Annotated in this window: 28 protein-coding genes; 21 read left to right on the top strand and 7 right to left on the bottom strand. The window is 72.7% G+C overall.

The annotated features are described in order from the left end of the window. Positions 1 to 118: 118 nt before the first annotated feature. From EKO23_RS15470 to EKO23_RS15450, 5 genes are all read left to right on the top strand, one after another. Positions 119 to 493, top strand: coding sequence for a hypothetical protein (locus EKO23_RS15470; protein WP_134718873.1), 375 nt, complete (start codon positions 119 to 121; stop codon positions 491 to 493). A 222-nt stretch (positions 494 to 715) separates the two neighbouring features. Further along, on the top strand, positions 716 to 2,236 hold the full coding sequence (locus EKO23_RS15465; RefSeq protein WP_134718871.1) for an Ada metal-binding domain-containing protein: 1,521 nt from the start codon (positions 716 to 718) through the stop codon (positions 2,234 to 2,236). 1 nt (position 2,237) lies between these two features. Then, entirely contained in the window at positions 2,238 to 2,720 is a 483-nt protein-coding gene (locus EKO23_RS15460; RefSeq protein ID WP_134718869.1) for a methylated-DNA--[protein]-cysteine S-methyltransferase, read from the top strand. A gap of 155 nt (positions 2,721 to 2,875) precedes the next feature. Next, entirely contained in the window at positions 2,876 to 3,352 is a 477-nt protein-coding gene (locus EKO23_RS15455) for a hypothetical protein (protein ID WP_217702640.1), read from the top strand. Positions 3,353 to 3,431: 79 nt separating this feature from the next. Further along, entirely contained in the window at positions 3,432 to 4,172 is a 741-nt protein-coding gene (locus tag EKO23_RS15450; RefSeq protein WP_134718865.1) for an SGNH/GDSL hydrolase family protein, read from the top strand. A 339-nt stretch (positions 4,173 to 4,511) separates the two neighbouring features. On the opposite strand, the gene EKO23_RS15445 is transcribed toward EKO23_RS15450, so the two are convergent. Beyond that, a complete protein-coding gene (locus EKO23_RS15445; protein ID WP_134718863.1) occupies positions 4,512 to 5,234 on the bottom strand; it encodes an IclR family transcriptional regulator in 723 nt (240 codons plus the stop codon). A gap of 108 nt (positions 5,235 to 5,342) precedes the next feature. On the opposite strand from EKO23_RS15445, the gene leuC reads away from it, so the two are divergent. From leuC to EKO23_RS15430, 3 genes are all read left to right on the top strand, one after another. After that, on the top strand, positions 5,343 to 6,773 hold the full coding sequence (gene leuC, locus EKO23_RS15440; RefSeq protein ID WP_134718861.1) for a 3-isopropylmalate dehydratase large subunit: 1,431 nt from the start codon (positions 5,343 to 5,345) through the stop codon (positions 6,771 to 6,773). A 1-nt stretch (position 6,774) separates the two neighbouring features. Then, positions 6,775 to 7,362, top strand: coding sequence for a 3-isopropylmalate dehydratase small subunit (gene leuD / locus EKO23_RS15435; RefSeq protein WP_134718859.1), 588 nt, complete (start codon positions 6,775 to 6,777; stop codon positions 7,360 to 7,362). Between the two features lie 500 nt (positions 7,363 to 7,862). Next, positions 7,863 to 8,567 carry an HU family DNA-binding protein gene (locus EKO23_RS15430; RefSeq protein ID WP_175582701.1) on the top strand — a complete coding sequence of 235 codons (705 nt, stop codon included), beginning with the start codon at positions 7,863 to 7,865 and terminating at the stop codon, positions 8,565 to 8,567. 82 nt (positions 8,568 to 8,649) lie between these two features. On the opposite strand, the gene cofC is transcribed toward EKO23_RS15430, so the two are convergent. Continuing rightward, entirely contained in the window at positions 8,650 to 9,294 is a 645-nt protein-coding gene (cofC, locus tag EKO23_RS15425; RefSeq protein ID WP_134718855.1) for a 2-phospho-L-lactate guanylyltransferase, read from the bottom strand. A gap of 125 nt (positions 9,295 to 9,419) precedes the next feature. On the opposite strand from cofC, the gene EKO23_RS15420 reads away from it, so the two are divergent. Both EKO23_RS15420 and EKO23_RS15415 read left to right on the top strand, forming a co-directional pair. Continuing rightward, entirely contained in the window at positions 9,420 to 10,190 is a 771-nt protein-coding gene (locus tag EKO23_RS15420) for a lysophospholipid acyltransferase family protein (RefSeq protein ID WP_134718853.1), read from the top strand. Further along, on the top strand, positions 10,187 to 11,188 hold the full coding sequence (locus tag EKO23_RS15415; RefSeq protein WP_134718851.1) for an NAD(P)H-dependent glycerol-3-phosphate dehydrogenase: 1,002 nt from the start codon (positions 10,187 to 10,189) through the stop codon (positions 11,186 to 11,188). Before EKO23_RS15420 ends, EKO23_RS15415 begins: the two co-directional genes overlap by 4 nt. 12 nt (positions 11,189 to 11,200) lie before the next feature. Here the strand turns inward: EKO23_RS15415 and EKO23_RS15410 are convergent, their stop codons facing one another. After that, a complete protein-coding gene (locus tag EKO23_RS15410; RefSeq protein WP_134718849.1) occupies positions 11,201 to 12,268 on the bottom strand; it encodes a trans-sulfuration enzyme family protein in 1,068 nt (355 codons plus the stop codon). A gap of 16 nt (positions 12,269 to 12,284) precedes the next feature. Continuing rightward, on the bottom strand, positions 12,285 to 13,043 hold the full coding sequence (locus tag EKO23_RS15405; protein WP_134718847.1) for a class I SAM-dependent methyltransferase: 759 nt from the start codon (positions 13,041 to 13,043) through the stop codon (positions 12,285 to 12,287). 149 nt (positions 13,044 to 13,192) lie between these two features. Between EKO23_RS15405 and pyrE the strand changes: the two genes are divergently transcribed. Both pyrE and EKO23_RS15395 read left to right on the top strand, forming a co-directional pair. Continuing rightward, a complete protein-coding gene (pyrE, locus tag EKO23_RS15400) occupies positions 13,193 to 13,720 on the top strand; it encodes an orotate phosphoribosyltransferase (RefSeq protein ID WP_246051107.1) in 528 nt (175 codons plus the stop codon). Between the two features lie 11 nt (positions 13,721 to 13,731). Further along, entirely contained in the window at positions 13,732 to 14,856 is a 1,125-nt protein-coding gene (locus EKO23_RS15395) for a D-alanine--D-alanine ligase family protein (RefSeq protein WP_134718843.1), read from the top strand. Positions 14,857 to 15,051: 195 nt separating this feature from the next. On the opposite strand, the gene EKO23_RS15390 is transcribed toward EKO23_RS15395, so the two are convergent. Next, positions 15,052 to 15,552, bottom strand: coding sequence for a DUF3515 domain-containing protein (locus tag EKO23_RS15390; protein ID WP_134718841.1), 501 nt, complete (start codon positions 15,550 to 15,552; stop codon positions 15,052 to 15,054). 20 nt (positions 15,553 to 15,572) lie between these two features. Next, complete coding sequence (locus tag EKO23_RS15385) at positions 15,573 to 15,809, bottom strand: Lrp/AsnC family transcriptional regulator (RefSeq protein ID WP_028645383.1); 237 nt, start codon at positions 15,807 to 15,809, stop codon at positions 15,573 to 15,575. Positions 15,810 to 15,939: 130 nt separating this feature from the next. Between EKO23_RS15385 and EKO23_RS15380 the strand changes: the two genes are divergently transcribed. Beyond that, entirely contained in the window at positions 15,940 to 16,914 is a 975-nt protein-coding gene (locus tag EKO23_RS15380) for a thiamine-phosphate kinase (RefSeq protein ID WP_134718839.1), read from the top strand. A 154-nt stretch (positions 16,915 to 17,068) separates the two neighbouring features. Here EKO23_RS15380 and rpmB read toward each other — a convergent pair whose 3' ends face one another. Beyond that, complete coding sequence (gene rpmB / locus EKO23_RS15375) at positions 17,069 to 17,254, bottom strand: 50S ribosomal protein L28 (RefSeq protein WP_134718837.1); 186 nt, start codon at positions 17,252 to 17,254, stop codon at positions 17,069 to 17,071. A 184-nt stretch (positions 17,255 to 17,438) separates the two neighbouring features. On the opposite strand from rpmB, the gene EKO23_RS15370 reads away from it, so the two are divergent. The 8 genes from EKO23_RS15370 to mutM all read left to right on the top strand — a co-directional run bounded on the left by EKO23_RS15370 (position 17,439) and on the right by mutM (position 25,028). Then, entirely contained in the window at positions 17,439 to 19,061 is a 1,623-nt protein-coding gene (locus EKO23_RS15370) for a DAK2 domain-containing protein (RefSeq protein WP_246051106.1), read from the top strand. A gap of 35 nt (positions 19,062 to 19,096) precedes the next feature. Continuing rightward, positions 19,097 to 21,337 carry an ATP-dependent DNA helicase RecG gene (locus EKO23_RS15365; protein ID WP_134718833.1) on the top strand — a complete coding sequence of 747 codons (2,241 nt, stop codon included), beginning with the start codon at positions 19,097 to 19,099 and terminating at the stop codon, positions 21,335 to 21,337. Next, positions 21,334 to 21,918 (top strand): 16S rRNA (guanine(966)-N(2))-methyltransferase RsmD, encoded by a 585-nt coding sequence (gene rsmD, locus EKO23_RS15360; protein WP_134718831.1) that lies wholly within the window; start codon positions 21,334 to 21,336, stop codon positions 21,916 to 21,918. The genes EKO23_RS15365 and rsmD overlap by 4 nt, the downstream gene beginning before the upstream one ends. 6 nt (positions 21,919 to 21,924) lie before the next feature. Next, the gene (gene coaD, locus EKO23_RS15355) at positions 21,925 to 22,422 is read left to right on the top strand and encodes a pantetheine-phosphate adenylyltransferase (protein ID WP_134718829.1); all 498 of its coding nucleotides are present in this window, start codon (positions 21,925 to 21,927) and stop codon (positions 22,420 to 22,422) included. 184 nt (positions 22,423 to 22,606) lie between these two features. Next, positions 22,607 to 23,098: a YceD family protein gene (locus EKO23_RS15350; RefSeq protein ID WP_134718827.1), complete on the top strand. Its 492-nt coding sequence runs from the start codon at positions 22,607 to 22,609 to the stop codon at positions 23,096 to 23,098. Positions 23,099 to 23,142: 44 nt separating this feature from the next. Then, positions 23,143 to 23,328: a 50S ribosomal protein L32 gene (gene rpmF / locus EKO23_RS15345; protein WP_134718825.1), complete on the top strand. Its 186-nt coding sequence runs from the start codon at positions 23,143 to 23,145 to the stop codon at positions 23,326 to 23,328. After that, positions 23,283 to 24,107 carry a ribonuclease III gene (rnc, locus tag EKO23_RS15340; RefSeq protein ID WP_134718823.1) on the top strand — a complete coding sequence of 275 codons (825 nt, stop codon included), beginning with the start codon at positions 23,283 to 23,285 and terminating at the stop codon, positions 24,105 to 24,107. The genes rpmF and rnc overlap by 46 nt, the downstream gene beginning before the upstream one ends. Positions 24,108 to 24,125: 18 nt before the next feature. Beyond that, entirely contained in the window at positions 24,126 to 25,028 is a 903-nt protein-coding gene (gene mutM / locus EKO23_RS15335; protein ID WP_134718821.1) for a bifunctional DNA-formamidopyrimidine glycosylase/DNA-(apurinic or apyrimidinic site) lyase, read from the top strand. Positions 25,029 to 25,095: the final 67 nt, after the last annotated feature.

Raw genomic sequence — 25,095 nt, 5'->3', positions numbered from 1 at the left:
TGCGAAGGGAATCCTCACAGTCAGAGGAGGGTGGGGAGGGCGCGGGCGAGGTCCTCGCCAACCTGCTCGAGGAAGTGGGGCCTCGCGGGTGGAGAGGGCGGCGTCGGGCTCGGGGTCGGTGAGCGCCCACGTACGGCGGATCCCGGTGCAGTCCGGGCCCGGGCTGGTGCTGGAGGAGCACCACCAGTTCCCCAAGACCGAGGCGGTGCCGGCGCCGACCGACAAGCGGCTGATGCGGCACGCCCGCATCAGCTGCATCGGGGAGGTGCCGGACGGCTCGGATCGGCAGTACGTCCCCGACCTCAACGGGCCGATGTACCTCCTCACCCGGGGCCAGCGCAGCCTCCACCTCGACGTGAAGGCGCAGTTCCCCGACCTCTACTCCGGTCGCGGCATGGGCAGCCCGACGCCGGTCACACCCAGTCCGAAGGGCCGTGACCGCGCAGGAGGTGGCCGGGCAGTACCGCCGGTTCGTGACCAACTGACCCGCTGACCCGTTGATCCGCCGACCAAAACGGGGTTCCCGGGGGAGGAGGGCGTCGGCTCCGGCCGCCGCCCTCCTCCGGTTGCTGTAAGGCTGCAATTGCAGCCGCATGACACATTTCGGGGCCCTGTCCGTGCAATGCGGCCGCAATTGCAGCCGTACGACGGTCCGCCGACGCCCGTGTCCGAATCCCGCTAGAACCTGTCGGTGCCATGGGCAAGGATGGTCCCCATGAGCACCCGCGACCTGCACCTCGACCACGAGTCGTGCTACCGCGCGGTCAAGAGCCGTGACCGCCGCTTCGACGGCGTCTTCTACACCGCCGTGCACACGACCGGCATCTACTGCCGGCCCTCGTGCCCGGCCCGCACCCCGGCCTCCCGCAACGTCACGTTCTTCCCGACCGCGGCCGCCGCCCAGGCCGCCGGCTTCCGCGCCTGCAAGCGCTGCCTCCCCGACGCCACCCCGGGCTCGCCCGATTGGGACGTCGCCGCCGACGTGGCCGGCCGCGCCATGCGCCTGATCGCCGACGGCGTCGTCGACCGCGAGGGCGTCGAGGGCCTGGCCCACCGACTCGGCTACACCCCGCGCCACCTGACCCGGCTGCTCGGCGCCGAGCTCGGCGCCGGACCGCTGGCCCTGGCCCGGGCCCGCCGGGCGCAGACCGCGCGGGTGCTGATCGAGACCACCCCGATGGGGTACGCCGACGTCGCGTTCGCCGCGGGCTTCTCCAGCGTGCGCCAGTTCAACGACACGATCCGCGAGGTCTACGCCTCCTCGCCGACCGAGCTCCGCGGCCGTCGTGGCGGGCCACGGTCGGCGACCGGCACGATCACGCTGCGGCTGGCGGTGCGCACCCCGTTCGCGGGCGAGGCGCTGCACCGCTTCCTCGCCCACCACCTCGTCGCCGGTGTCGAGACCGCCGGCCCCGGGTGGTACGCCCGCACCCTCGACCTCCCGCACGGGCCCGGGACGGTCCGGCTGGACCTGGCCGACGCCCCCGTCGCGGGGGAGACCGCGTTCGTGCCGGCCACGTTCCGGCTGGCCGACCTGCGCGACACCTCCGCCGCGGTCGAGCGGGCACGGCGCCTGGTCGACGCCGACTGCGACCCGGTTGCCGTCGACGACCACTTCGCCGGCGACCCGGTCGTCGGTGCGCTGGTCCGGCTGACGCCCGGCCTCAGGGTCCCCGGACAGGTCGACGGCGACGAGACCGCGGTCCGTACCGTCATCGGCCAGCAGGTCAGCGTCCTCGGCGCCAACACCGTCACCTCCCGGCTGGTCGCCGAGCACGGCACCCCGTTCGAGACCGGGGTCCCCGGCCTCACCCACCTCTTCCCGTCGGCGGACACGATCGCGGGGCTCGACCCCGAGGACCTCCCGATGCCCCGCTCCCGGGGCCGGGCGCTGGTCGGCCTCGCCGCCGCGCTGGCGTCGGGTGACGTGGCGCTCGACCGCGGGCCCGACCGCGACGACGTCCGCCGGCGGCTGCTGGACCTGCCCGGCATCGGGTCGTGGACCGCCGACTACGTCGCGCTCCGGGCGCTGGCCCACCCCGACGTCTTCCTGCCGACCGACGTCGGCGTCCGCAACGCGCTGGCCGACCTTGGGCACGACCCCGCCGCCGTGGTCGCGGACAGCGAGGCGTGGCGCCCCTGGCGCTCCTACGCCCTGATGCACCTCTGGAACACCCTGATGCCACCCGTGGACCCCGCTGACCCCGCTGCCGAGGGCAGCACGAAGGAGAGCTGACATGTGGACCGTGATGGAGTCACCCGTCGGAGACCTGCGGATCGTCGAGCGCAACGGCTCGGTCGTCGCCATCGAGTTCTCGCCGTTCCGGCCGCCGGCCGACGGCCGCCCGCTCGGCGCGCGTGACGACGAGCACCCCGTGCTGAAGGAGACGGTGCGCCAGCTCACGGCGTACTTCCAGCGCGACCTCAAGGAGTTCGACCTCCCGCTGGCCCCCGACGGGACCGAGTTCCAGCAGCGCGTGTGGGACCAGCTGCTCGCGATCGGGTACGGCGAGACCGCGACGTACGGCCAGATCGCGCACCGGCTCGGCCACACCAACGCCGCGTCCCGCGCGGTCGGGCTGGCCAACGGACGCAACCCGATCCCGATCGTGATCCCGTGCCACCGGGTGATCGGTGCTGACGGGACGCTGACTGGGTACGCAGGGGGCATGGAACGCAAGCAGACCCTCCTCGAGCTCGAGCAGGACGCGCTGTTCTGAGCTCGCCGGAGGAGGTCGACCCGGAGCCGGTCTGGTACGCCGGCTACGGGTCCAACCTGTCGCCGGACCGGCTGCGCTGCTACCTCGCCGGCGGCTGCCCGCCCGGCGCGGCCCGCACCTACCCGGGTGCACGGGAGCCCGGTGAGCCGCTGGACGTGCGCCCGGTCTCGCTGCCGGGCAGCGTCCTGTTCGCCTGGGAGTCGCCGACCTGGGGCGGCGGGATCGCGTTCCTCGACCCGACCGGGCCGGGCACGTCGCGCGCCACGGCGTACCTCGTCACGCCGCGGCAGTTCTCCGACGTGCACGCCCAGGAGATGTGGCGCGAGCCGGGCGTCGACCTCGACCTCGCACCGCTGCTGGCGTCCGGTCGGCGCGTGGTGGGGCCCGGCCGGTACGAGACCCTGCACGTGGCCGGCGAGCTCGAGGGGCGCCCGGTGCTGACGTTCTCCGCACCCGACGCCGACGCGCTCGAGCCGCGCGCCCCGGCGGCGGTTTACCTCGCGACCATGGCCGACGGCCTGCGCGATGCCCACGGCCTCGGGGACGACGAGATCGTCGACTACCTGCTGGGCTGTCCCGGCGCTGCGCCGGAGTGGGACGCCGATCGCCTGGCCGACGTCGTGACGGGCTGAGCCGCCGTCACCCGATCGGGTGCGGTTCGTGATCCGCGCGTGATCGACGCGCGCGTGGCGCGGCCCCGAGGATGGGGCGATGGGTACGAGGGAGCTGTCGCACGTCGCGCTGCTCTCGACGCTCCCGGTGGTCGCCGTGCAGGGCGCCCGGGTACGCCGTCGTACGGTGCGGTTGCCGGAGGCGGACGGCCGGGACGGCACGGTCGGTCACGGACCGGCTCCGATCCGGCTCGCCGTGGTCGGCGACAGCGTCGCGGCCGGCCAGGGGGTCGGCCACCACGAGCACTCCGTCGCCGGGGAGCTGGCGCGGCGGCTGCACGCCCGACACGGACGGCCGGTGGCCTGGCACGTCGTCGCGCAGGGCGGGCTGACGGCGGGGGAGGTGCTGGACCTCTGCGACCGGCACGGGTTCGGCCAGGACACCCTCGCGCCCGACTTCGTCGTGCTCTCGGTCGGCGTGAACGACACGAAGGACTTCCACTCCGACGAGCGGTGGACCCGCGAGCTGCGAGGCCTGCTGGTCCGGGTGCGCGGGGAGGGCGAGCCGACGCGGGTGGTGCTGCTCGGCGTACCCCCGATGGAGACGTTCCCGGCCCTGCCGCGTCCGCTGGCGGGCCTGCTCGGTGCGCGGGCCCGCCGCATCGACCGGCTGGGCCAGGAGCTGGTTGCCGACCTCGACGCCGCGGAGGGCCGGCTGCACCACCTGTCCCTGCGCGACCTCGACCTCTCGACGGACGGCGCCTACGCCGGTGACGGCTTCCATCCCTCGGCCGCCGTCCACGCCGAGCTGGCCCGCCGCATCGACGAGCTCCTCTCCTGACCTCGCCGACGTGCCCCGAATTGCGCGCCGAGGAGCCCCGAATTGCGCGCCGACGTGCCCCGAATTGCGCGCCGAGGTGCCCGGTATTGCGCGCTGGTCCTCACGATTCCCCGGTCGACCGGGGCGGTCACTGGGTTGTCAGGCGTTTCGAACCCTGACAACCCACTGATCTCCCTGACCGGTTCCGTCGATCCGCTGCGCCGGGCCGGTCCGCAAGCGGAGGCACCTCGGCCGGCAAGACCGGGCACCTCGGCCGGCAAGACCGGGCACCTGGGCCGGCAAGACCGGGCACTTGGGCCGGCAAGACCGGGCACTTCGTCGGAGGAGGCAGTCGGTCGGCTACTCGGCGGCGGCGCGGCGGAGGGACTCGGAGAGACGCTCGGCGGCGGCCAGTACGGCGGGTGCGTGCATGCGGCCGGGCTGACGCGAGAGGCGCTCGAGCGGGCCGGAGACGGAGACCGCGGCGATGATCTTGCCGCTGGGGGAGCGGACCGGAGCGGACACCGAGGCGACGCCCTGCTCGCGCTCCCCGACGGACTGCGCCCAGCCGCGGCGGCGGATGCCGGACAGCGCGGTCGCGGAGAACGCGGCGTTCTGGAGGCCGCGGTGCATCCGCTCGGGGTCCTCCCAGGCGAGCAGCACCTGGGCGGCGGAGCCGGCCCGCATGGTCAGCTGCGAACCGACCGGGATCGTGTCGCGCAGCCCGCTCGGGCGCTCGGCGGCGGCGACGCACACGCGGTGGTCGCCCTGGCGGCGCCAGAGCTGGGCGGACTCGCCGGTGATGTCGCGGAGCCGCGCGAGCACGGGGCCGGCGGCGGCGAGCAAGCGGTCCTCGCCGGCGGCGGCGGACAGCTCGGCCAGGCGCGGCCCGAGCACGAACCGCCCCTGCATGTCGCGCGCCACCAGGCGGTGGTGCTCGAGCGCCACCGCGAGGCGGTGGGCGGTGGGGCGGGCGAGCCCGGTGCCGGTGACCAGGCCGGCCAGCGTGGCCGGGCCGGCCTCGAGGGCGCTGAGCACGAGGGCGGCCTTGTCGAGGACGCCGACTCCGCTTGAGTTGTCCATATGGCAATACTGCCGTCTCACAAGATGGGATGCAAGTTGTAGTGTCGGAGACCGGCAAGGACGCACGCTGGTGCACAGGCACGGCTCGACGAGGAGTGGAGGACAGTCATGGGGCGGACCCTGGCGGAGAAGGTGTGGGACGAGCACGTCGTCCGGAGTGCTGCGGGCGAGCCGGACCTCCTCTACATCGACCTCCACCTCATCCACGAGGTGACCTCGCCCCAGGCGTTCGACGGGCTTCGCCTCGCCGGCCGCCCCGTACGCCGACCCGACCTCACCCTCGCCACCGAGGACCACAACGTCCCCACCGTCGACTGGGACAAGCCGATCGCTGACCCGGTGTCGCGCACCCAGGTGGAGACGCTGCGCAAGAACGCCGCCGAGTTCGGCGTCCGCCTGCATCCCCTCGGTGACGTCGAGCAGGGCATCGTGCACGTGGTCGGCCCGCAGCTCGGCCTGACCCAGCCCGGCATGACCATCGTCTGCGGCGACTCGCACACCAGCACCCACGGCGCGTTCGGGGCGATCGCGTTCGGCATCGGCACCTCCGAGGTCGAGCACGTGCTGGCCACCCAGACCCTGCCGCAGGCCCGCCCGAAGACGATGGCGGTCACGGTCAACGGCTCGCTGCCCGACGGCGTCACCGCCAAGGACCTCGTGCTCACGCTGATCGCACACACGGGCACCGGCGGCGGCCAGGGGTACGTCGTGGAGTACCGCGGGCAGGCCATCGAGGAGCTGTCGATGGAGGGCCGGATGACGGTCTGCAACATGTCCATCGAGTGGGGCGCCAAGGCCGGGATGATCGCCCCCGACCAGACCACGTTCGACTACATCGAGGGTCGGCCCGAGGCCCCGAAGGGCGCCGACTGGGACGCCGCGATCGCGCACTGGAAGACGCTGGTGACCGACGCGGACGCGGTCTTCGACAAGGAGGTCGTCCTCGACGCGAGCACGATGACGCCGTTCGTCACCTGGGGCACGAACCCCGGTCAGGGCGTGCCGCTCGGCGCCACCGTCCCCGGTCCGGACGACTTCGAGGACGCGACCGACAAGATCGCCACGGAGAAGGCGCTGGAGTACATGGGTCTCGAGGCCGGCACCCCGATGCGCGACATCGAGGTCGACACGGTGTTCGTCGGCTCGTGCACCAACGGCCGGATCGAGGACCTGCGGCTGGCGGCCGAGGTCATCAAGGGACACAAGGTCGCAGGCGGCACCCGGCTGCTCGTCGTCCCCGGCTCGGTGCGGGTCCGACTCCAGGCCGAGGACGAGGGCCTGGACCTGGTCTTCAAGGAGGCCGGCGCCGAGTGGCGCGGCGCGGGCTGCTCGATGTGCCTGGGCATGAACCCCGACCAGCTCACCCCGGGCGAGCGCAGCGCGTCGACCTCCAACCGCAACTTCGAGGGCCGGCAGGGCAAGGGCGGCCGCACCCACCTGGTGTCGGTCCCGGTGGCCGCCGCGACCGCCGTACGCGGCAGGCTTTCCTCGCCCGCCGACCTGCCCGCCGTGACCGGCTCGACCAGCGAGGGGAACTGACATGGACGCCTTCACCACCCACACCGGCGTCGGGGTCCCGCTGCGCCGCAGCAACGTCGACACCGACCAGATCATCCCGGCGGTGTACCTCAAGCGCGTGACCCGCACCGGCTTCGAGGACGGGCTGTTCGCCGCCTGGCGGAACGACCCGACGTTCGTCCTCAACCGCAGCGAGTACGCCGCGGGGTCGGTGCTGGTCGCCGGCCCCGACTTCGGCACCGGCTCCTCGCGTGAGCACGCCGTGTGGGCGCTGCAGAACTACGGCTTCAAGGTCGTGATCTCGCCACGCTTCGCCGACATCTTCCGCGGCAACGCCGGAAAGGCGGGACTGCTCGCAGCGCAGGTGGACGACAAGGTCGTGCAGCGGCTCTGGGAGCACCTCGAGAGCAACCCGGGCGCCACCGTCTCCGTCGACCTCGAGGCGAAGACCGTGCAGGCGGGCGACATCCAGGACTCCTTCGACATCGACGACTACACGCGCTGGCGCCTGCTGGAGGGCCTCGACGACATCGGCATCACGCTCGGTCACGACGCCGACATCGCGGCGTACGAGGCGGAACGCCCGGCCTTCAAGCCGGTCACCGCCTGAATCGGTGCCCTAGACCACGTCCCTGGGGTCCGGAGCCACCGGCAGCACCCAGACGAGTGGCGGTACGACGGCCCACATCGCCGGCGGCAGCGGCGGGTCGACCTGCGCACGGACCGTCGGAGCCGGGGTCCTGGTCGACGTGCGCCTGCCCGGCCGGTGCGTCACAGGGAGGACGCAATTCCCTGTCCACACACGCCGGAGAGCCTCATCGACGAAAGTCGGGAGCTCTTGTGCGGCTGGGGATTCCGCCTCGTCGTCACCTGTCCACAGCGGCTCAGCTCATCGCGTCGGGAGCCGACCACCGTGACCCACGTTCTTCGACGAAAGCGGTGGTCTCCGGCTTCATGAGCCCTATCTGGACAGGGAATTCACGTGACGTCCGACGAAAAAACCTGCCGAAACTTCGTGAAGGTGATTGTGACCCACGTCTCGAATCCCTAGCGTGCCAAGGAGAAAGTCGAGCACGGGCTCGGCCTCGAGGTTCATTGGAAGGGAAGCTTGTGAACAAGACGCAGCTTGTCGACGCGCTTGCCACGCGTTTCGAAGGGAACCGCAAGGCAGCATCCCACGCGCTGGAGTCAGTGCTGGACACCATCACCCGCGAGGTCGCCAAGGGGGAGAAGGTCGCCATCACGGGCTTCGGCTCGTTCGAGAAGAAGGTGCGCGACGCCCGCTGGGTGCGCAACCCCCGCACGGGCGAACGCATGAAGGCCAAGAAGACCGCGGTCCCGAAGTTCACTCCGGGCGCGGACCTGAAGAACGTCATCTCCGGCGCGAAGAAGCTGCCGAAGCTCACCGCCACCAAGGCGGCTGCCGCTCCGGCCAAGGCTGCCGCGACCGCGAAGGCCGCTGCCAGCAAGGCAACCGCGAAGAAGACGACCGCGAAGAAGACCACGGCCACGAAGGCCGCTCCGGCCAAGTCCGCGGCCAAGAAGACCACGACCGCCGCGAAGTCGACGGCGGCGAAGAAGACGTCGACGGCGAAGAAGGCGCCGGCCAAGACGACGTCGACCGCGAAGAAGACCGCGACCAAGAAGACCTCGCCTGCGAAGTCGACGGCGACGAAGAAGACGTCGGCGGCCAAGGCGACGGCCACGAAGAAGTCGACAGCGGCCAAGAAGGCACCTGCCAAGAAGGCGCCGGCCAAGAAGGCGCCGACCGCGAAGAAGACCACGGCGAAGAAGGCACCGGCCAAGAAGGCCTGACCCACGCTCGTCACGACGGCACCCGGCGGCACCTGCCCCGGGTGCCGTCGCCGTGTCCGGGCGCTCCTGCCTCGGCGGTTGGTCAGCCGGCTCCGTGGCCCATCGCGTCGGCGGTGTACCGCCCGACGCCGAGCACCATCGCGCGACCCAGGTCGCCGAGGTCGTCCACGTCCTGGCGCAGGGTCGCGAGCATCCCCGTGACCTCGCGGGCACCGGCTTCGAAGTGCGCGTCGCGCGAGCGGACGCCGAACCGCGGGTCGAACGCCTCGACCGACCACGCGGCGTACGTCGTCGTGCCGGTGCCCTGCGCGTCCGCGACGAAGGCGGCGCCGCCCTCGGGCACCTGCGCCAGCGCCTCGTCGAGGTCGTCCCCGGTCAGGGCCGGGAGATCCGCGCAGACGGCCGCGACCGCGTGCCCCGGCCACCGGCGGGCGGCTTCGAGCGCGGCCTGGACGAGGCTCGCGTTGAGGTCGCCGGTCACGCCGTCGGGGAGCGTGGCACAGCCGTCGTCGGCCGCGACGGACGCGAACGCGGCGTCGTCGGTCACCACCATCACCTCGGCCACGCAGGCCGCGGAGCGTGCGGCGGAGAGGGTGTCGCGGGCGAACGCGGAGGCCAGCGCGGTGCGAAGGTCGTCGGGCAGGTCGGCCAGGCGGGACTTGCCCTGCGCGGGCGGCTTGACCGGGACGAGGACCACGAAGGAGCGGGGATCGGGGCTGACGGACATCGCGCACGATCCTGCCAAAAGGGCAACCCAGCGTGGCAGCGACCAGGCAAGCGACTGACCGGTAGCCTGCTTCCGATGGACCCTCGGCCGGCTCGGGCCGGCATCGACGACGACGTGAGGACACCGTGACGGTTCGCAAGCTCGACCAGCCCCGGGGGTGGGCGTTCACGCTCGGCGTGATCGTGCTGAAACCCCCGCTCCTGGCGGTGTCCTCCCGCACCTGGATCGACGGCGACAAGATCCCGGCGACCGGCGGGTGCGTGCTCGCGGTCAACCACATCTCCCACGCAGACCCGCTCACGACCGCGCACTTCGTCTACGACCACGGGCGGATGCCGCGCTACCTCGCCAAGTCCGGGCTCTTCGGCAACAAGGCACTGGGCGGCTTCCTGCGCTCGGCCGGCCAGATCCCCGTCAAGCGGATGAGTGCCGACGCGGTCGGTGCCTACTCCGCCGCGGTCGAGGCGGTGCGGGCCGGCGAGTGCGTGGTCGTCTACCCCGAGGGCACGATCACCCGCGACCCCGGTCTCTGGCCGATGCGCGGAAAGACCGGCGCGGCCCGGATCGCGCTGGAGACCGGCTGTCCGGTGATCCCGGTCGCGCACTGGGGCGTGCAGGACATCCTCGCGCCGTACGCCAAGAAGCCCGACCTGCTGCCGCGCAAGAACGTCACCTACAAGGCAGGCGACCCGGTGGCGCTCGACGACCTGCGTGGCCAGCCGGTCACGGCGCAGCTCACGCACCAGGCCACCGACCGGATCATGGACGCGATCGCGGCGCTGCTGGAGGACATCCGTGGCGAGAAGGCCCCGGAGAAGCGGTGGGACCCGCGCACGTCGGGCGAGTCCGAGATCGGGAACCCGCACAGGAAGCAGAAGAAGGGCAGGGGTCGATGAGCAAGGTCGCCGTGTTCGGCGCCGGGTCGTGGGGCACCGCGTTCTCGATCGTGCTGGCCGACGCGGGCAACGACGTCACCATCTGGGGGCGCCGTGAGGACGTCTGCGCGACGATCAACGAGAAGCGCGAGAACACCGACTACCTGCCCGGCATCGAGCTGGCCCCGAGCATCCGGGCCACGCACGACCCGGAAGAGGTCCTGTCCGGTGCCATGACCGTGGTGCTGGCGGTCCCGTCGCAGACCTTGCGGCAGAACCTCACCGAGTGGGCGCCGTACCTCCCCGACGACGCCGTCCTGGTCAGCCTGATGAAGGGCGTCGAGCTCGGCTCGCTCAAGCGGATGAGCGAGGTGATCGCCGAGGTGACCGGTGCCTCCACCGACAGGATCGCGGTCGTGAGCGGACCCAACCTGGCCAAGCCGATCGCGATGCGCGAGCCGGCAGCGTCCGTGGTGGCCTGCGCCGACGAGGAGGTCGCCCAGCGGATCCAGAAGCTGTGCCACACCCGGTCGTTCCGTCCCTACACCTCGGTCGACGTGCTCGGCTGCGAGCTCGGCGGCGCCTACAAGAACGTCGTCGGCCTCAGCGTCGGGATGGCGGTCGGCCTCGGCTTCGGCGACAACACCACCGCCTCGGTGATCACCCGCGGCCTGGCCGAGACGGCCCGGCTGGCGATGGCGCTCGGCGCGAACCCGCTCACCCTGATGGGCCTGGCCGGGCTCGGCGACCTGGTCGCCACCTGCTCCTCGCCGCTGTCGCGCAACCGGACGTTCGGCGAGAAGCTCGGCCAGGGCATGACCACCGACGAGATCATCGCGTCCACGCGCCAGGTCGCCGAGGGCGTGAAGTCCTGCTCCTCGCTGCTCGACCTGGCCCGCAAGACCGGCGTCGACGCGCCGATCGCGGAGCACGTCGACGCGGTCGTGGCCGGTCGGATGACCGCCCGCGACATGATGGAGGCGTTCCTCTCCCGCGACACCAAGGCGGAGACCGACTGACGCAGGGCCGGCTCAGGTGAGGTCGTCGAGCGCCGTCTCGAGGTCGGCCCACAGGTCGTCGACGTCCTCGATGCCGACCGACATCCGCACCAGCGCCTCGGGGATGGTGGCAGCCTCGCTGCGCCAGCGGCGACGCCGCTCGAAGGTCGACTCCACGCCGCCGAGGCTGGTCGCGTGCACCCAGAGCTTCGTCTTGCGGCACAGCAGGTCGGCGGCCATGGCGCCCTGCGCCAGCTCGATCGAGATGATCGCGCCCATACCGGGGTAGCGGACCTCGCCGACGGCAGGGTGCCCGTCGAGGCGGCGTACCAGCTCCTGGGCGTTGGCCTGTGCCCGCTCCACCCGCAGGTGCAGGGTGCGCAGCCCGCGGAGCGCGAGGAACGCCTCCATCGGGCCGGGTACGGCGCCGATGAGGTCGCGGCGGTTCTTGAGCACGCCGAACAGCTCGTCGTCGCGGGTCACGATCGCGCCCATGAGCACGTCGCTGTGGCCGGCCAGGAACTTGGTGGCGGAGTGCACGACCAGGTCGGCGTCGAGGTCGAGCGGCCGCTGGAGCAGGGGAGTGGCGAACGTGTTGTCGACCACCAGGTAGGCACCGGCCGCGTGCGCTGCGTCGCGGATGGTCGGGATGTCGGCGACCTCGAGCGCCGGGTTGGTCGGCGACTCCAGCAGGACCAGGGAGGCCCCGTCGCAGGCACTCACGACCGCGTCGGTGTCGGTGACATCGACCAGCTCGCAGGTCAGGCGGCCACGGGCCTCGAGGTCGGCGAGCTGCATGACCGTGCCGGAGTAGGAGTGGCGGGAGGCGACCACCTTCTGACCCTGCCCGACCAGGTCGAGGATCGTCGCGATCGCGGCCAGCCCGGAGGCGAACGACAGCGCGCGTCCGCCCTCCAGCGCCCCGAGCGCCTCCTCGAACGCCGCCCAGGTGGGGTTGCCGTAGCGGCCGTACTCCACGTCCCCGCCCGCGACGTACGTCGACGCGAACGTCACCGGTGTGTTGAACGGCTGGTCGCTCTCGTGCGGGGGCCGGCCGGCGTGCACGGCGATCGTCGAGGGCTTGAGCGGTGCGTCGGACATCCCCCCAGCCTAGGGATCAGACGGTGGCGCGCACGCACCAGGCACTGGCGGTCTCCTCGAACGGCGCCGGCGGGAGCAGCTCGGCGCAGCGGTCCCGGAGCCCGGCGCGGGTCGGCTCGTCCAGCCCTGCCGTGTACTGGCCGGCCGGGCCGACGCCGAGGGTGTACGGCTCCCACCAGTCCTCGAACGACCGGAACGGGATCGTCACCGACAGCCGCCCGTCGTCGACGCGCTCCCAGCCGGCCTCGGTCGCGAGCTGCACCAGGTGTCCCTCGCGGGTGCCGGGCAGGTCGGACTCGCCGGGGTGGCCGGGGTCGAGGTCGGCGACCGCGCGCCAGAACGTCGCCAGCGGGCCGCTGCCGCCGGCGTGGTCCCACACGCAGGTCGCGACGGTGCCCCCAGGCGCCGCCACCCGGCGCATCTCGCGTAGCCCGGCGACCGGGTCGGACATGAAGTGCACCACCAGCTGGGCGGTCACGAGGTCGAACGATCCATCGTCGAACGGCAGGTCCTCTGCGGAGCCCTCGTGCACGTCCGCGCCGGGGAACCGGGCCCGGGCCGCCGCGACGAACGGCGGCGACGGGTCGATGGCGACGACCGCGTCCGCGCCGAGGGCGCCGACCAGCACCGCGGTCAGCGCGCCCGGGCCGCACCCGACGTCGAGCGCCCGCTGCCCGGCCGCGGCGCCGGCGTACGCCGCGAACGCCAGCGCCAGCGGGTCGGCGTACCGTCCCATGAAACGGGCGTAGGCATCCGCCGGAACGTCGAAGCTCACGCCGTCAACCTACTCCGCCGAGCGGCCAGGAATGGCGGGCCGAGCGGCCCGGTCCTGCGCAAGAGCCGGCCGCTCGAGGCGCAAGTCCTGGCCGTTCGGCGGGCGGGGGCGCAGCGGGCCCTCGGCCCTGGTGCGGCAGGATGGGCGCCGTGACCGACCCGACCCTCGCCCGTGACATCGACGCCATCTGCCGCCTGAGCGGGGAGTTCACGCTCCGGTCCGGGCAGGTGTCGTCCGAGTACTTCGACAAGTACCTCTTCGAGGCGCAGCCCGAGCTGCTGGCCCGGGTGGCCGAGCAGATGGTGGCGCGGGTCCCCGAGGGCACCGAGCTGCTCGGCGGCCTGGAGCTCGGCGGCATCCCGATCGCCACCATGCTGAGCGCCCGCACCGGGCTGCCGGCGCTGTTCGTGCGCAAGAAGGCCAAGGAGTACGGCACCTGCAAGCTCGCCGAGGGCCCGGACGTGTCCGGACGCCGGGTGACGCTGGTCGAGGACGTCATCACCACCGGCGGGGCGGTGCGCGACGCCACGCGGGCGCTGCGCGAGCGCGGCGCGACCGTCGAGGTGGTGATCTGCGCCATCGACCGCAGTCCCGAGGGCGAGAACCCGCTCGCCGACGTCGGCCTCGAGGTGCGCCCGGTGCTCACCAAGTCCGAGCTCGACGCGGTCCGCGGGTAGGGTCGACGACCGTGCCCGAGACCCCCTTCCGCAAGCCCCGCGTCGCCATCGTCTTCGGCGGCCGCTCCAGCGAGCACGTCATCTCCTGCTCGACCGCCGGCAGCGTGCTGGCCGCGATCGACCGCGACAAGTACGACGTGGTGCCCATCGGCATCGCCCAGGACGGCCGCTGGGTGCTCGAGTCCGGTGACCCCGAGCGGCTGCGGATCGAGAGCGCCGAGAAGCTGCCGCACGTCGACGGCTCCCGCCCCGGCGTCGCGCTCGAGCGCACCGCGGCCGCGACCGACCTGGTCGTGAGCGAGCCGTCGCAGCCGCCGCGCACGCTCGGCGAGGTCGACGTCGTGTTCCCGGTGCTGCATGGTCCGTGGGGTGAGGACGGCACCATCCAGGGCATGTTCGAGATGGCCGGCGTCCGCTACGTCGGCGCCGGCGTGCTGGCCTCGGCGGTGTCCATGGACAAGGCGTTCATGAAGGTGGTGCTCGCCGGAGCCGGCGTACCCCTGATGCCGTCGACCGTGATCACTGCCCGCGAGTGGCGCGACGATCCCGAGTCGTGCCGGAAGCGGGTCGCGGAGCTCGGCTACCCGGCGTTCGTGAAGCCGGCGCGCGGCGGGTCGAGCTTCGGCATCTCCAAGGCGCACGACGCCTCCGAGCTCGACAAGGCGATCGCGGTCGCCCAGCGCGAGGACCCCAAGGTGATCGTCGAGGCGTACGCCGCGGGGGCGCGCGAGGTCGAGTGCGGCGTGCTCGGCTCCGTCGACGGTCCTCCCGAGACCAGCCTTCCTGCCGAGGTGAAGGTCGGCGGCGACCACGAGTTCTACGACTTCGAGGCGAAGTACCTCCCCGAGCAGGCCACCGAGCTCGACGTCCCCGCCGACCTGCCCGAGGAGGTCATCGCGGAGCTCCGCGCGCTGGCCGCGCAGGTGTTCGAGGCGGTCGGCTGCGAGGGCCTGGCCCGGGTCGACTTCTTCTACATGCCCGACGGGTCGCTCGTGGTCAACGAGATCAACACCATGCCGGGGTTCACCCCGACGTCGATGTTCCCGCTGATGTGGGCGGCCACCGGGGTCGACTACCCGGCGCTGGTGGAGCGGCTGGTCCAGCTCGCGCTGGCCCGGGACACCGGCCTGCGCTGACGGCGTACGGCGGTGGGTCCCGGACTGCGGTGGGCGGCGCCGTTGTCGTGAGGCCGCAATTGCAGCCGCGTGACATGTTCTCGGGCTCCCGCTCTGTCATGAGGCTGCAATTGCAGGCTTGTGACATGTCGGGATCGCGTCGGCCGTGTCATACGGCTGCAATTGCAGGCTTGTGACAGCGCGTACGGCGGTGGGTCAGAAGCAGCGCCTGGTCCGCACCAGCGTCCCCTTCACCACGTCGCTGATCTCGACCAGCACGTCGGCCGGCGGGCGGTACTCCGCGGGCAGGTCGATCCGCACCGTCGGGCGGTAGCCGATCGTGGTCATCTGCACGTCGGAGCCCTGGTCGGTGCTGGCCTCCTCGGGGATGTACCAGCCGACGCCGTTGACCTCCTGGCACCGCGAGAACGCGTCGAAGTCGTCGGGCATGCCGACCCCGCAGGTCACCACGATCGGCGGGTCGCCCCAGGCGGCGGCCGGCGCGGAGGCCGGCTCGGTCTTGCGGCGTGCCTGGTCGCCGACCTTCTCGGGCACCTGGTCGAGGAACCGCGCGCACGCGGCGCGGGTGCGGGCGTCGACGTCGGGGGAGTCGACCTCGACGGCGCCGGAGCAGCCGGCGAGCACCAGGGTGAGCACGGCGAGCGCGGACGCGACGACGCCCCGCATCCGGGAGGACACGGGGCGTCGTACGGTCACGCTGTCAGGACGCGCAGTGCTCAGATGTGGACGACCGGGCAGGTCAGCGTGCGCGTGATCCCGTCGAGGTTCTGCACCTTCGACACCACGAGCTTGCCCAGCTCGTCGACGTTGCGCGCCTCCGCGCGCACGATCACGTCGTAGGGACCGGTGACGTCCTCGGCCAGCGTCACGCCCTTGACCTGCGCGATGGCAGTAGCGACCTCGGCAGCCTTGCCGACGTCGGTCTGGATCAGGATGTAGGCCTGGACGACCATCGTGCCTCCTTGGCTTGGTGAGGGGACCTGCCGCGCGGCCCGCCCGTGCGAAGCGCGCCCCGCCAACCTACCGCCTCGGTCCCGCGTGTCGGTAGGTGGTGCGAACCGACCGGCTGGTGGGATGGATCTCATGCCCGCTTCCCCCTTCCCACCCGACGCGACCCTCGCGGACGTCGGGGAGTTCGCCTTCATCGCCGCCCTCGACGAGGTGTTCGAGCAGGGGGAGCAGGTCCTGGTGGGGCCCGGCGACGACGCGGCGGTGCTGCGGGTCCGCACCGGGCACGTGGTGGTCTCGACGGACCTGATGGTCGAGGGGCGGCACTTCCGCCGCGACTGGGCCGGAGCCGCCGACGTGGGTGCCCGAGCCGCGGCGCAGAACCTCTCCGACGTCAACGCCATGGGCGGCACCGCGCACTCGCTAACGATCGGCCTCGCCGCCCCGGCGGACCTGCCGGCCTCGTGGGCCCTCGACTTCGCCCGCGGGTTCGCCGAGGAGTGCGCCAAGGTCGGTGCGAGCGTGGTCGGCGGCGACATGGCGCGCTCCGAAACACTGGTGATCGCCGTGACCGTGCTCGGCGCGTGCACCGTCGCCCCGGTGCTCCGATCCGGTGCCGAGCCCGGCGACGTGGTCGCCCTGGCCGGCCGCCAGGGCTGGGCCGCCGGCGGGCTCGCCGTGCTCGGCCGCGGCTTCCGGTCACCGCGGGCGCTGGTGGAGGCCTACCGTCGGCCGGAGCCGCCGTACGGCGCGGGGCGGGTGGCCGCGGACGCCGGCGCGACCGCGATGATCGACGTCTCCGACGGCCTCCTGGCCGACGCCCGGCACGTCGCCGTGGCGTCCGGGGTCTCGATCGACGTACGCCGCGACGCGTTCGAGGTCGCCGAGCCGCTGCACGCGGTGGGCTCGGCCCTGGGCGCGGACCCGATCCAGTTCATCCTCGGCGGCGGCGACGACCACCCGCTGCTGGCCTGCTTCCCGTCCGCCGGCGACGTACCGGAGGGGTGGCAGGTGATCGGCTCGGTCGGCCCGGCCGACCCGCGCACCGGCCCCGGGGTCACTGTCGACGGCGGGGAGTACGAAGGCCCGACCGGCTGGACGCACTTCTGACGTACCCCGGCTGTCGCCGGGTGGTGGCGGTCGCAAGCCACCCCCCTCGGCTCGGCCGCAGCGCCCCGCCGTCGAGGCCCCGGTCGCCTCGGCTCTGCTCCTGACATGCAGAAGGCCCCCCGAGCGCAGAGCGCTCGGGGGGCCTTCGTGCGTGTCAGCGAGTGACCTTGCCGGCCTTGAGGCAGCCGGTACAGACGTTGAGGCGCTTCGGGGCGCCGTTGACGGTCGCGCGGACACGCTGGATGTTGGGGTTGAAGCGACGCTTCGTAATCTTGCGCGACCACGGCCGGTTGTGACCGAAGCCCGGCTTCTTGGCGCAGATGTCACAGACGGCAGCCACCGTGAACTCCTGGAAGATCGAGGTTTTGGTACGACGGGCCCGGGGCGCAGGGGCCCGGGCAACCGCACAAGAGTATCCGACGACCCCGGCCACGCGGAAATCGTCCGTGACAGCCACTAGCCTGACCTGGACGCCGTGGGTCCCGACCCGGCGGGGGACCGATCGTACGACGGAAGGAGCGGGTGTGTTCGAGCTCGGCCTCGTGCTCAGGTTCGTCGACATCGCCACGACCGCCCTCGCCGACGCACGCGAGGAGATCGACGCCCTCAACGTCTACCCCGTCCCCGACGGCGACACCGGCACCAACATGTTCCTGACGGTCTCCGCGGCCCGCGACGCGCTGCACGAGGCCACCGGCGGCAGCCGCAGCGCCCCGATGGCACCGGCGATGGCGGCGTTCGCCCGTGGCGCGCTGCTCGGCGCCCGCGGCAACTCAGGCGTGATCCTGTCCCAGATGCTCGGTGGCATCGCCGGCCGGATCGCCGCCGCCGGCCCCGACGACCGGTCCGCGACCGTCTTCGCCGAGGGGCTCAGCGAGGCGACCGACGCCAGCTATGCCGCGGTCGGCACCCCGGTCGAGGGCACGATCCTGACCGTCGCCCGGGCCGCCGCGAACGCCGCGCTCGAGGTCGCCGAGGTGCCCGACCACCGGCTCGCCGACGTCGTCACGGCGGCCGCGGCCGCGGCTCGGGTGGCTCTCGAGCACACTCCCGAGCAGCTGCAGATCCTCCGCGACGCGGGCGTCGTCGACGCCGGCGGCCGCGGGCTGTGCGTGATCCTCGACGCCGCCGAGACCGCGCTGACCGGCCGACGCCCGGTGCCGCCGTCCACGACGATCGGTGCCCGGCGGCACATCCCGGTCCCGATGCCGACCAACGACCTCACCGAGGACGGCCCGTCCTACGAGGTGATGTACCTCCTCGACGCCGAGGACGACCACATCCCCGACCTCCGCAAGGCGCTCGCGCCTCTCGGCGACTCGCTCGTCGTAGTCGGCGGCGAGGGCCTGTGGAACGTCCACGTCCACGTCGACGACGTCGGGGCCGCGCTGGAGGCCGGGATCGAGGCCGGCCGCCCCTACCGGGTCCGGGTCACCCACTTCGCCGAGCAGGTCGACGAGGCCCGCCGCCGCACCCGCAGCCGCGCCGGCCGCCGGATCGTCGTGGTCGCGGCCGGCGACGGCCTCGCCGACATCTTCCGCGAGGCCGGCGCGTTCGTCGTCCGTGGCGGCCCGGGCACGCGCCCGAGCACCGGCATGCTGGTCGAGGCGATCGAGGGCTGCGGCGCCGCCGAGGTGGTCGTGCTGCCCAACGACCCCGACTCCGTACGGGTCGCCGAGATCGCCGCCCGCACCGTCGAGGAGGCCGGCCACGCGCGGGTCGCGGTGATCCCGAGCGTCGCCCAGGTCCAGGGTCTGGCCGCGATCGCGGTCCACGAGCCCGGCCGTTCCTTCGACCAGGACGTCCTGCACATGACCGCCACCGCGCGCCACGCCCGTCACGGCGCGGTCACCATCGCGGCCCGCCGAGCGATCACGATGGGCGGACCCTGCGAGCCCGGCGACGTGCTCGGTGTGATCGAGGGCGACTTCGCGGTCGTCGGCGAGGACCTCTACACCGTCGCCACCGACGTCATCGACCGCCTCGTCGGCGGCGGGGGTGAGCTCGTCACGCTGGTGGCGGGCGCCGACGGGAGCGACCTGGCCCAGCGCTGCGAGGCGTACGTCGAGCAGGCGCACCCGATCGTCGACGTCGTGGTCTACGACGGTGGCCAGGAGCGCTACCCGCTCCTGCTGGCCGTCGAGTAGCCCGAGCGCACCACATCTCGAGAAGCAGGAGCACGATGCCCGGCATCACCCTCGACTCACCCGTCGCTGCCGTCCTCGGCACGAAGTCGAAGAAGGACAAGGCCAAGGCCGACGCGCTGGCCAAGGGCCTCGGGGTGACCACGGTCGGCGACCTGCTGCGCCACTTCCCGCGCACCTACCTCAAGACCGGCGAGCTCACCGAGGTCGCGAACCTCCAGGAGGGCCAGCCGCTGACGGTCGTCGGCGAGGTCGTGCAGAGCCGGGTCGTGCGCGGCCGGCAGGCGCACCGGGTCGAGGCGACCCTCGCCACCGACGGCCCGTCGCTGCGGCTGACCGTGTTCGCCCGGCAGGCCCACGTCGCGGAGTGGCAGGGGAAGCGGCTCAGCCCGGGCGCCACCGGCGTCTTCACCGGCAAGGTCGGCCGGTTCCGCGACCAGTGGCAGCTCACCAACCCGCAGATGGTGCTGTTCGGCGAGGCCGACGACTCCCAGGAGGCGTCGGCGCTGGAGATGGTCGCCAACCGCAAGGCGCTGTTCCCCATCTACCGCACCAGCGGGCCGGTCGAGACCTGGGACATCTCCCGCGTCGTGAGCTTCGCGCTCACCGTCGTCGACGACCTCCCCGAGCCGCTCCCCGACGACCTGCGCGACCGGCACGGCGTACCCGACGTCGCCACCGCCCTCCGCTGGATCCACGCCCCGGACGACTGGGGGCAGGTCACCTCCGCCCGCAAGCGGTTCCGGTTCGAGGAGGCGCTGACCACCCAGCTCGTGCTCGTGCGCCGCCGCGCAGCGGTCCGTGCCCAGGGCGCCCGCGCCCGCACCGGCGGGGGAGCGCTGCTCGCCGCGTTCGACCGGCGGCTGCCGTTCGAGCTGACCGCCGGCCAGCGCGAGGTGGGCGTGCAGGTCGAGGAGGACCTCGCCGCCCCGCACCCGATGAACCGCCTGCTCCAGGGCGAGGTCGGCTCCGGCAAGACGCTGGTCGCGCTGCGGGCGATGCTCCGGGTCATCGACAGCGGGGGACAGGCCGCCCTGCTGGCCCCGACCGAGGTGCTCGCCCAGCAGCACCACCGCTCGATCACCGCCATGCTCGGTGACCTCGCCGCCGGCGGGATGCTCGGCGGCGCCGACGACGCCACCACGGTCGCACTGCTCACCGGGTCGATGAGCACCCCCCAGCGCCGCGAGGCGCTGCTCCAGATCGCCAGCGGCGAGGCCGGCATCGTCATCGGCACCCATGCCCTGCTCGAGGACAAGGTCTCGTTCGCCGACCTCGGCCTGGTCGTGGTCGACGAGCAGCACCGCTTCGGCGTCGAGCAGCGCGCCGCGCTCACCGACAAGGCCGAGGGCCACCCGCACGTGCTGGTGATGACCGCGACCCCGATCCCGCGCACGGTGGCGATGACGGTCTTCGGCGACCTCGAGGTCTCCACGCTGCGCGAGCTGCCCGCCGGCCGCGCCCCGATCCAGACGAACGTCGTGCCGCTGCGCGACCAGCCCCACTGGTTCGACCGGGTGTGGCAGCGGGTGCGCGAGGAGGTCGGCAAGGGCCACCAGGCGTACGTCGTGTGCCCGCGCATCGTGGGCGACGACGTCGAGGAGGGCGAGGTCGACCAGGAGGACCTCACCGAGGAGGGGACGCCGTTGCCCGCCGTGCGCGAGGGCTCCCTCGCCGCGGTCGACGAGGTCGCCCCGGAGCTCGCCGACGGCCCTCTGCAGGGCCTCCGGGTGGGGCGGCTGCACGGCCGGCTCGCGCCCGACGTCAAGGACCGCACCATGCAGGAGTTCGCGCGCGGCGAGATCGACGTGCTGGTCTCCACGACCGTGATCGAGGTCGGCGTCGACGTGGCCAACGCGACCACGATGGTGCTGCTGGATGCCGACCGGTTCGGCGTCTCCCAGCTCCACCAGCTGCGCGGCCGGGTCGGACGCGGCGGCCTGCCCGGGCTGTGCCTGCTGGTCAGCCACGCCGAGCAGGGCTCGCCGGCGATGGACCGGCTGACCGCAGTGGCCGGCACGACCGACGGCTTCGAGCTGTCCCGGATCGACCTCGAGCAGCGCCGTGAGGGCGACGTGCTCGGTGCCAGCCAGTCCGGGCTGCGCTCCGGTCTCGACAGCCTGCGGGTGCTCCGCGACGAGGACACGATCGTCGCCGCGCGCGCGGAGGCCGAGGACATGGTGGCCGCCGACCCTGCCCTGGCGCGCTGGCCGCTGCTCGCGGCCGAGGTGGACGAATGGGAGCGCGACCGCAAGAGTGAGTTCATGGAGCGGTCATGACCCGGATCATCGGAGGGTCGGCGGGGGGCCGACGGATCGACACACCACGCGGCCTGCACACCCGTCCCACCAGCGACCGGGTCCGCGAGGCGCTCTTCTCGGCGATCGAGTCCTGGTGCGGCTCGCTGGCCGGGTTGCGCTTCCTCGACCTCTACGCCGGCTCCGGCGCGGTCGGCCTCGAGGCCCGGTCCCGCGGGGCCGGGGTGGTGACGCTGGTCGAGCAGGACCGCCGCACCGCCGCGCTCATCGGCGCCAACGTGAGGTCGCTCGGGTTCGCCCAGGTCGAGGTGCTCGCGACCAGCGTCACCTCCACCCTCGCGCGCACCCCGGTCGCGCCGTACGACGTGGTCTTCCTCGACCCGCCGTACCCGCTCCCGAACGAGGAGGTCGAGTCCGCGCTGGACGCACTGGTCGAGCGCGACTGGCTCACCCCGGGTGGCATGGTCGTGGTGGAGCGGTCCTCGCGCGGCGAGCCGCCCGCGTGGCCCTCGGCGATCCAGTCCGCCAAGGACCGCAAGTACGGCGAGACGCTGCTGCGATATGGTCACGCCGCCCGCCCCGTGTCGTCCACCGAGGAGTAGTCCCCCGTGCGCAGAGCGGTCTGTCCCGGCTCGTTCGACCCGGTCACCAACGGCCACCTCGACATCGTGTCGCGCGCCTCCCAGCTCTTCGACGAGGTGATCGTCGCGGTCGGCGTGAACAAGTCGAAGAACCGCCTGTTCACCGCCGAGGAACGCATCGCGATGCTCACCGAGGCCTGCGCGGGCTTCGCCAACGTCACCGTCGACGGGTTCAGCGGCCTGCTCACGACGTTCTGCCAGGACCGCGACGTGCACGCGATCGTGAAGGGTCTCCGGGCGGTCAGCGACTTCGACTACGAGCTGCAGATGGCGCAGATGAACTCCTCGCTGGCCGACATCGAGACCGTGTTCGTGCCCACCAGCCCGGAGTGGTCGTTCCTGGCCTCCAGCCTGGTCAAGGAGGTCGCGACGTTCGGCGGCGACGTCTCGGGCCTGGTCCCGGACTTCGTGCGTGAGCGGCTCGCGACCCGCCTGGCGGAGCGTCGCCGGGACGGCCAGGCATGAGCCGGCGTCCGCTGAGCGGGGCCCCGTGCGGCTCCGTTTTGCCCGTCGCGGGACCGGCTGCGTAGACTTTCCCCGATCTGTCGTGCCCGGACATGGAGTCGTGAACACCCCGCACCTGGACCCGAGAGCGCCGCTCGTGCTCGATACACGCGAGCTCGGCCGCCGCCCGGGGTCCCAGCGCGAGATGACACGGTCCGTTCCGGCACCGGCAGATCTCGGCATCGAGGTCCTCGGTGTCCCCGACGGTGCGCCGGTCGAGCTCGACCTGCGGCTGGAGGCGGTCATGGAGGGCGTGCTGGTCACCGGGTCCGCGCGAGCGGAGCTGGTCGGCGAGTGCGCACGGTGCCTGGAACCGATCCGCGACGAGGTCGAGGCCCGGTTCCAGGAGCTGTACGTCTACGACGACTCCGGGCACGACCCGGACGCCGACGAGGACAGCGATGTCAGCCGGCTCGAGGGAGACCTGGTCGACCTCGAACCGGTGCTGCGTGACGCGGTGGTGCTCGCACTGCCGTTCCAGCCCTTGTGCGAGGAGGACTGTCCGGGGCTGTGCACCGAGTGCGGTGCCCGGCTGAAGGACGATCCCGATCACCACCACGAGGCGGCGATCGACCCCCGCTGGGCCGGTCTCGCGGCACTGCAGGAGCCAGCCGAAGGCAGCAACACCCACGACTGACCGGGTGGTCGACCTCGATCACCCGAAGCCAAGAGGAGAGAACAGTGGCAGTCCCGAAGCGGAAGATGTCGCGCAGCAACACGCGTCACCGTCGCTCGCAGTGGAAGGCCGTCGCGCCGTCCCTCGTGACCTGCGCCAACCCCGCCTGCGGCGCCAAGCACCTCCCGCACCGTGCGTGCGGCGAGTGCGGCCAGTACGGCGCCAAGTCCGACCGTCGCCAGGTTCTCTGAGCGCCGGTCCCCTGACCACGTACGACGAGCTGCGGTCGGCGCTCGGGAATCCTGACCTGGACCCCGAGCTGCTCGACCGCGCCCTCACGCACCGATCGTTCGCCTACGAGAACGGCGGCCTGCCGACCAACGAGCGGCTCGAGTTCCTCGGCGACTCCGTGCTCGGCGTCGTCGTCACCGAGACCCTCTACCGCGCCCACCCGGACCTGTCGGAGGGGCGCCTGGCCAAGCTCCGCGCAGCGGTCGTCAACGCCCGGGCGCTGGCCGAGGTGGCCCGCACCATCGGGCTCGGCGAGCACGTCAAGCTCGGCCGCGGCGAGGAGTCCACCGGCGGTCGCGGCAAGGCGTCGATCCTCTCCGACACCGTCGAGGCGGTGATCGGCGCGATCTACATCTCCGCCGGCTTCGAGACCGCCGGCCGGGTCGTCCACCTCCTCTTCGACCCGCTGATGGAGGCCGCTGCCCGCCTCGGCGCCGGCCTCGATTGGAAGACCTCCCTGCAGGAGCTCTCCGCAGAGCACTCCCTCGGCGTCCCCGAGTACGTCATCGAGGCCACCGGCCCCGACCACATGAAGTCGTTCACGGCCCAGGTGCGCGTCGCGGACCGGCTCTACGGCCACGGCATCGGTCGCTCCAAGAAGGAGGCCGAGCAGCAGGCCGCCGAGACGGCGTACCTCGAGATCACGGAGGCCGCGGAGGCCGACGTGCTCCCGTCGCCCGTGGATCCGGCCGAGGGCGCGTCGGGCGCCGAGCCCGAGCCCGCCCCCGTCTCCGACTGACCGACGGCTGGCCGACCGGTGCCCGAGCTCCCCGAGGTCGAGGTGGTCCGCCGCGGGCTGGACACGCACGCGGTCGGCTCGACGATCGCCGCGGTCGAGGTCCTGCACCCCCGACCGGTACGCCGGGACGCGGGCGGACCGACCGGCTTCGTCGCCGCGCTCACCGGCCGCCGGATCGAGGCGGCCTGCCGCCGGGGCAAGTACTTCTGGCTGCCGCTGGACAACGGCGACGCCCTGCTCGGCCACCTCGGCATGAGCGGGCAGATGCTGGTCCAGCCGCCCGGAGCCCCCGACGAACGGCACCTGCGGGTCCGGTTCACGCTCACCGACCCTGACGACGGCAAGCCTTTCGAGACGGCTCGCCCGTCGCCTCCTCGGGACCGGGAGCTGCGGTTCGTCGACCAGCGCATGTTCGGCGGCCTCTCGGTCTCACCGGCGGGCGCCGAGCTGCCCACGGAGATCGCCCACATCGCCCGGGACCTGCTCGACCCGGAGTTCGACCTCGACCTGTTCGTCCGCAAGGTCCGCACCCGCAGCGCCGGCATCAAACGGCTTCTGCTCGACCAGAACCTCGTCAGCGGCGTCGGCAACATCTATGCCGACGAGGCGCTGTGGCGGGCGCAGGTCCACGGCGACCGACCCGGGGAGAGGCTGAGCGCGGTCCAGGTCCGGGAGATCGCCGGGCGGGCGCACGAGGTGATGGCCGAGGCGCTCGGCCAGGGCGGCACGAGCTTCGACGCGCTCTACGTCAACGTCAACGGCGAGAGCGGCTACTTCGACCGGTCACTCAATGCGTACGGCCGCGAGGACGAGCCCTGCCGACGGTGCGGCACCCCGATCCGGCGGGTCGCCTTCATGAACCGGTCGTCGTACTTCTGCCCGGTCTGCCAGCCGGTGCCACGCCGCCGGCGCGCCTCCTGAGCCCCACCTGTCCCGCCGGAGGGGGCCGGCATTGACCGCCGGCCTCCCGGGTGGGACATTTGTAGAC

Origin of the sequence: Nocardioides guangzhouensis (genome assembly GCF_004519545.1) — a bacterium.
GTDB lineage: Bacteria > Actinomycetota > Actinomycetes > Propionibacteriales > Nocardioidaceae > Nocardioides > Nocardioides guangzhouensis.
Note: the sequence above shows the minus strand (reverse complement) of the source record. Positions and strands in the feature narration are given on the sequence as shown.

Excerpts from the sequence above, each read along its gene's own strand:
- EKO23_RS15465 (WP_134718871.1), top strand. The coding sequence starts at position 716 with ATGAGCACCCGCGACCTGCACCTCGACCACGAGTCGTGCTACCGCGCG.
- EKO23_RS15460 (WP_134718869.1), top strand. The coding sequence starts at position 2,238 with ATGTGGACCGTGATGGAGTCACCCGTCGGAGACCTGCGGATCGTCGAG.
- EKO23_RS15450 (WP_134718865.1), top strand. The coding sequence starts at position 3,432 with ATGGGTACGAGGGAGCTGTCGCACGTCGCGCTGCTCTCGACGCTCCCG.
- EKO23_RS15445 (WP_134718863.1), bottom strand. The coding sequence starts at position 5,234 with ATGGACAACTCAAGCGGAGTCGGCGTCCTCGACAAGGCCGCCCTCGTG.
- leuC (WP_134718861.1), top strand. The coding sequence starts at position 5,343 with ATGGGGCGGACCCTGGCGGAGAAGGTGTGGGACGAGCACGTCGTCCGG.
- leuD (WP_134718859.1), top strand. The coding sequence starts at position 6,775 with ATGGACGCCTTCACCACCCACACCGGCGTCGGGGTCCCGCTGCGCCGC.
- cofC (WP_134718855.1), bottom strand. The coding sequence starts at position 9,294 with ATGTCCGTCAGCCCCGATCCCCGCTCCTTCGTGGTCCTCGTCCCGGTC.
- EKO23_RS15415 (WP_134718851.1), top strand. The coding sequence starts at position 10,187 with ATGAGCAAGGTCGCCGTGTTCGGCGCCGGGTCGTGGGGCACCGCGTTC.
- EKO23_RS15410 (WP_134718849.1), bottom strand. The coding sequence starts at position 12,268 with ATGTCCGACGCACCGCTCAAGCCCTCGACGATCGCCGTGCACGCCGGC.
- EKO23_RS15385 (WP_028645383.1), bottom strand. The coding sequence starts at position 15,809 with ATGGTCGTCCAGGCCTACATCCTGATCCAGACCGACGTCGGCAAGGCT.
- EKO23_RS15380 (WP_134718839.1), top strand. The coding sequence starts at position 15,940 with ATGCCCGCTTCCCCCTTCCCACCCGACGCGACCCTCGCGGACGTCGGG.
- EKO23_RS15365 (WP_134718833.1), top strand. The coding sequence starts at position 19,097 with ATGCCCGGCATCACCCTCGACTCACCCGTCGCTGCCGTCCTCGGCACG.
- rsmD (WP_134718831.1), top strand. The coding sequence starts at position 21,334 with ATGACCCGGATCATCGGAGGGTCGGCGGGGGGCCGACGGATCGACACA.
- EKO23_RS15350 (WP_134718827.1), top strand. The coding sequence starts at position 22,607 with ATGACACGGTCCGTTCCGGCACCGGCAGATCTCGGCATCGAGGTCCTC.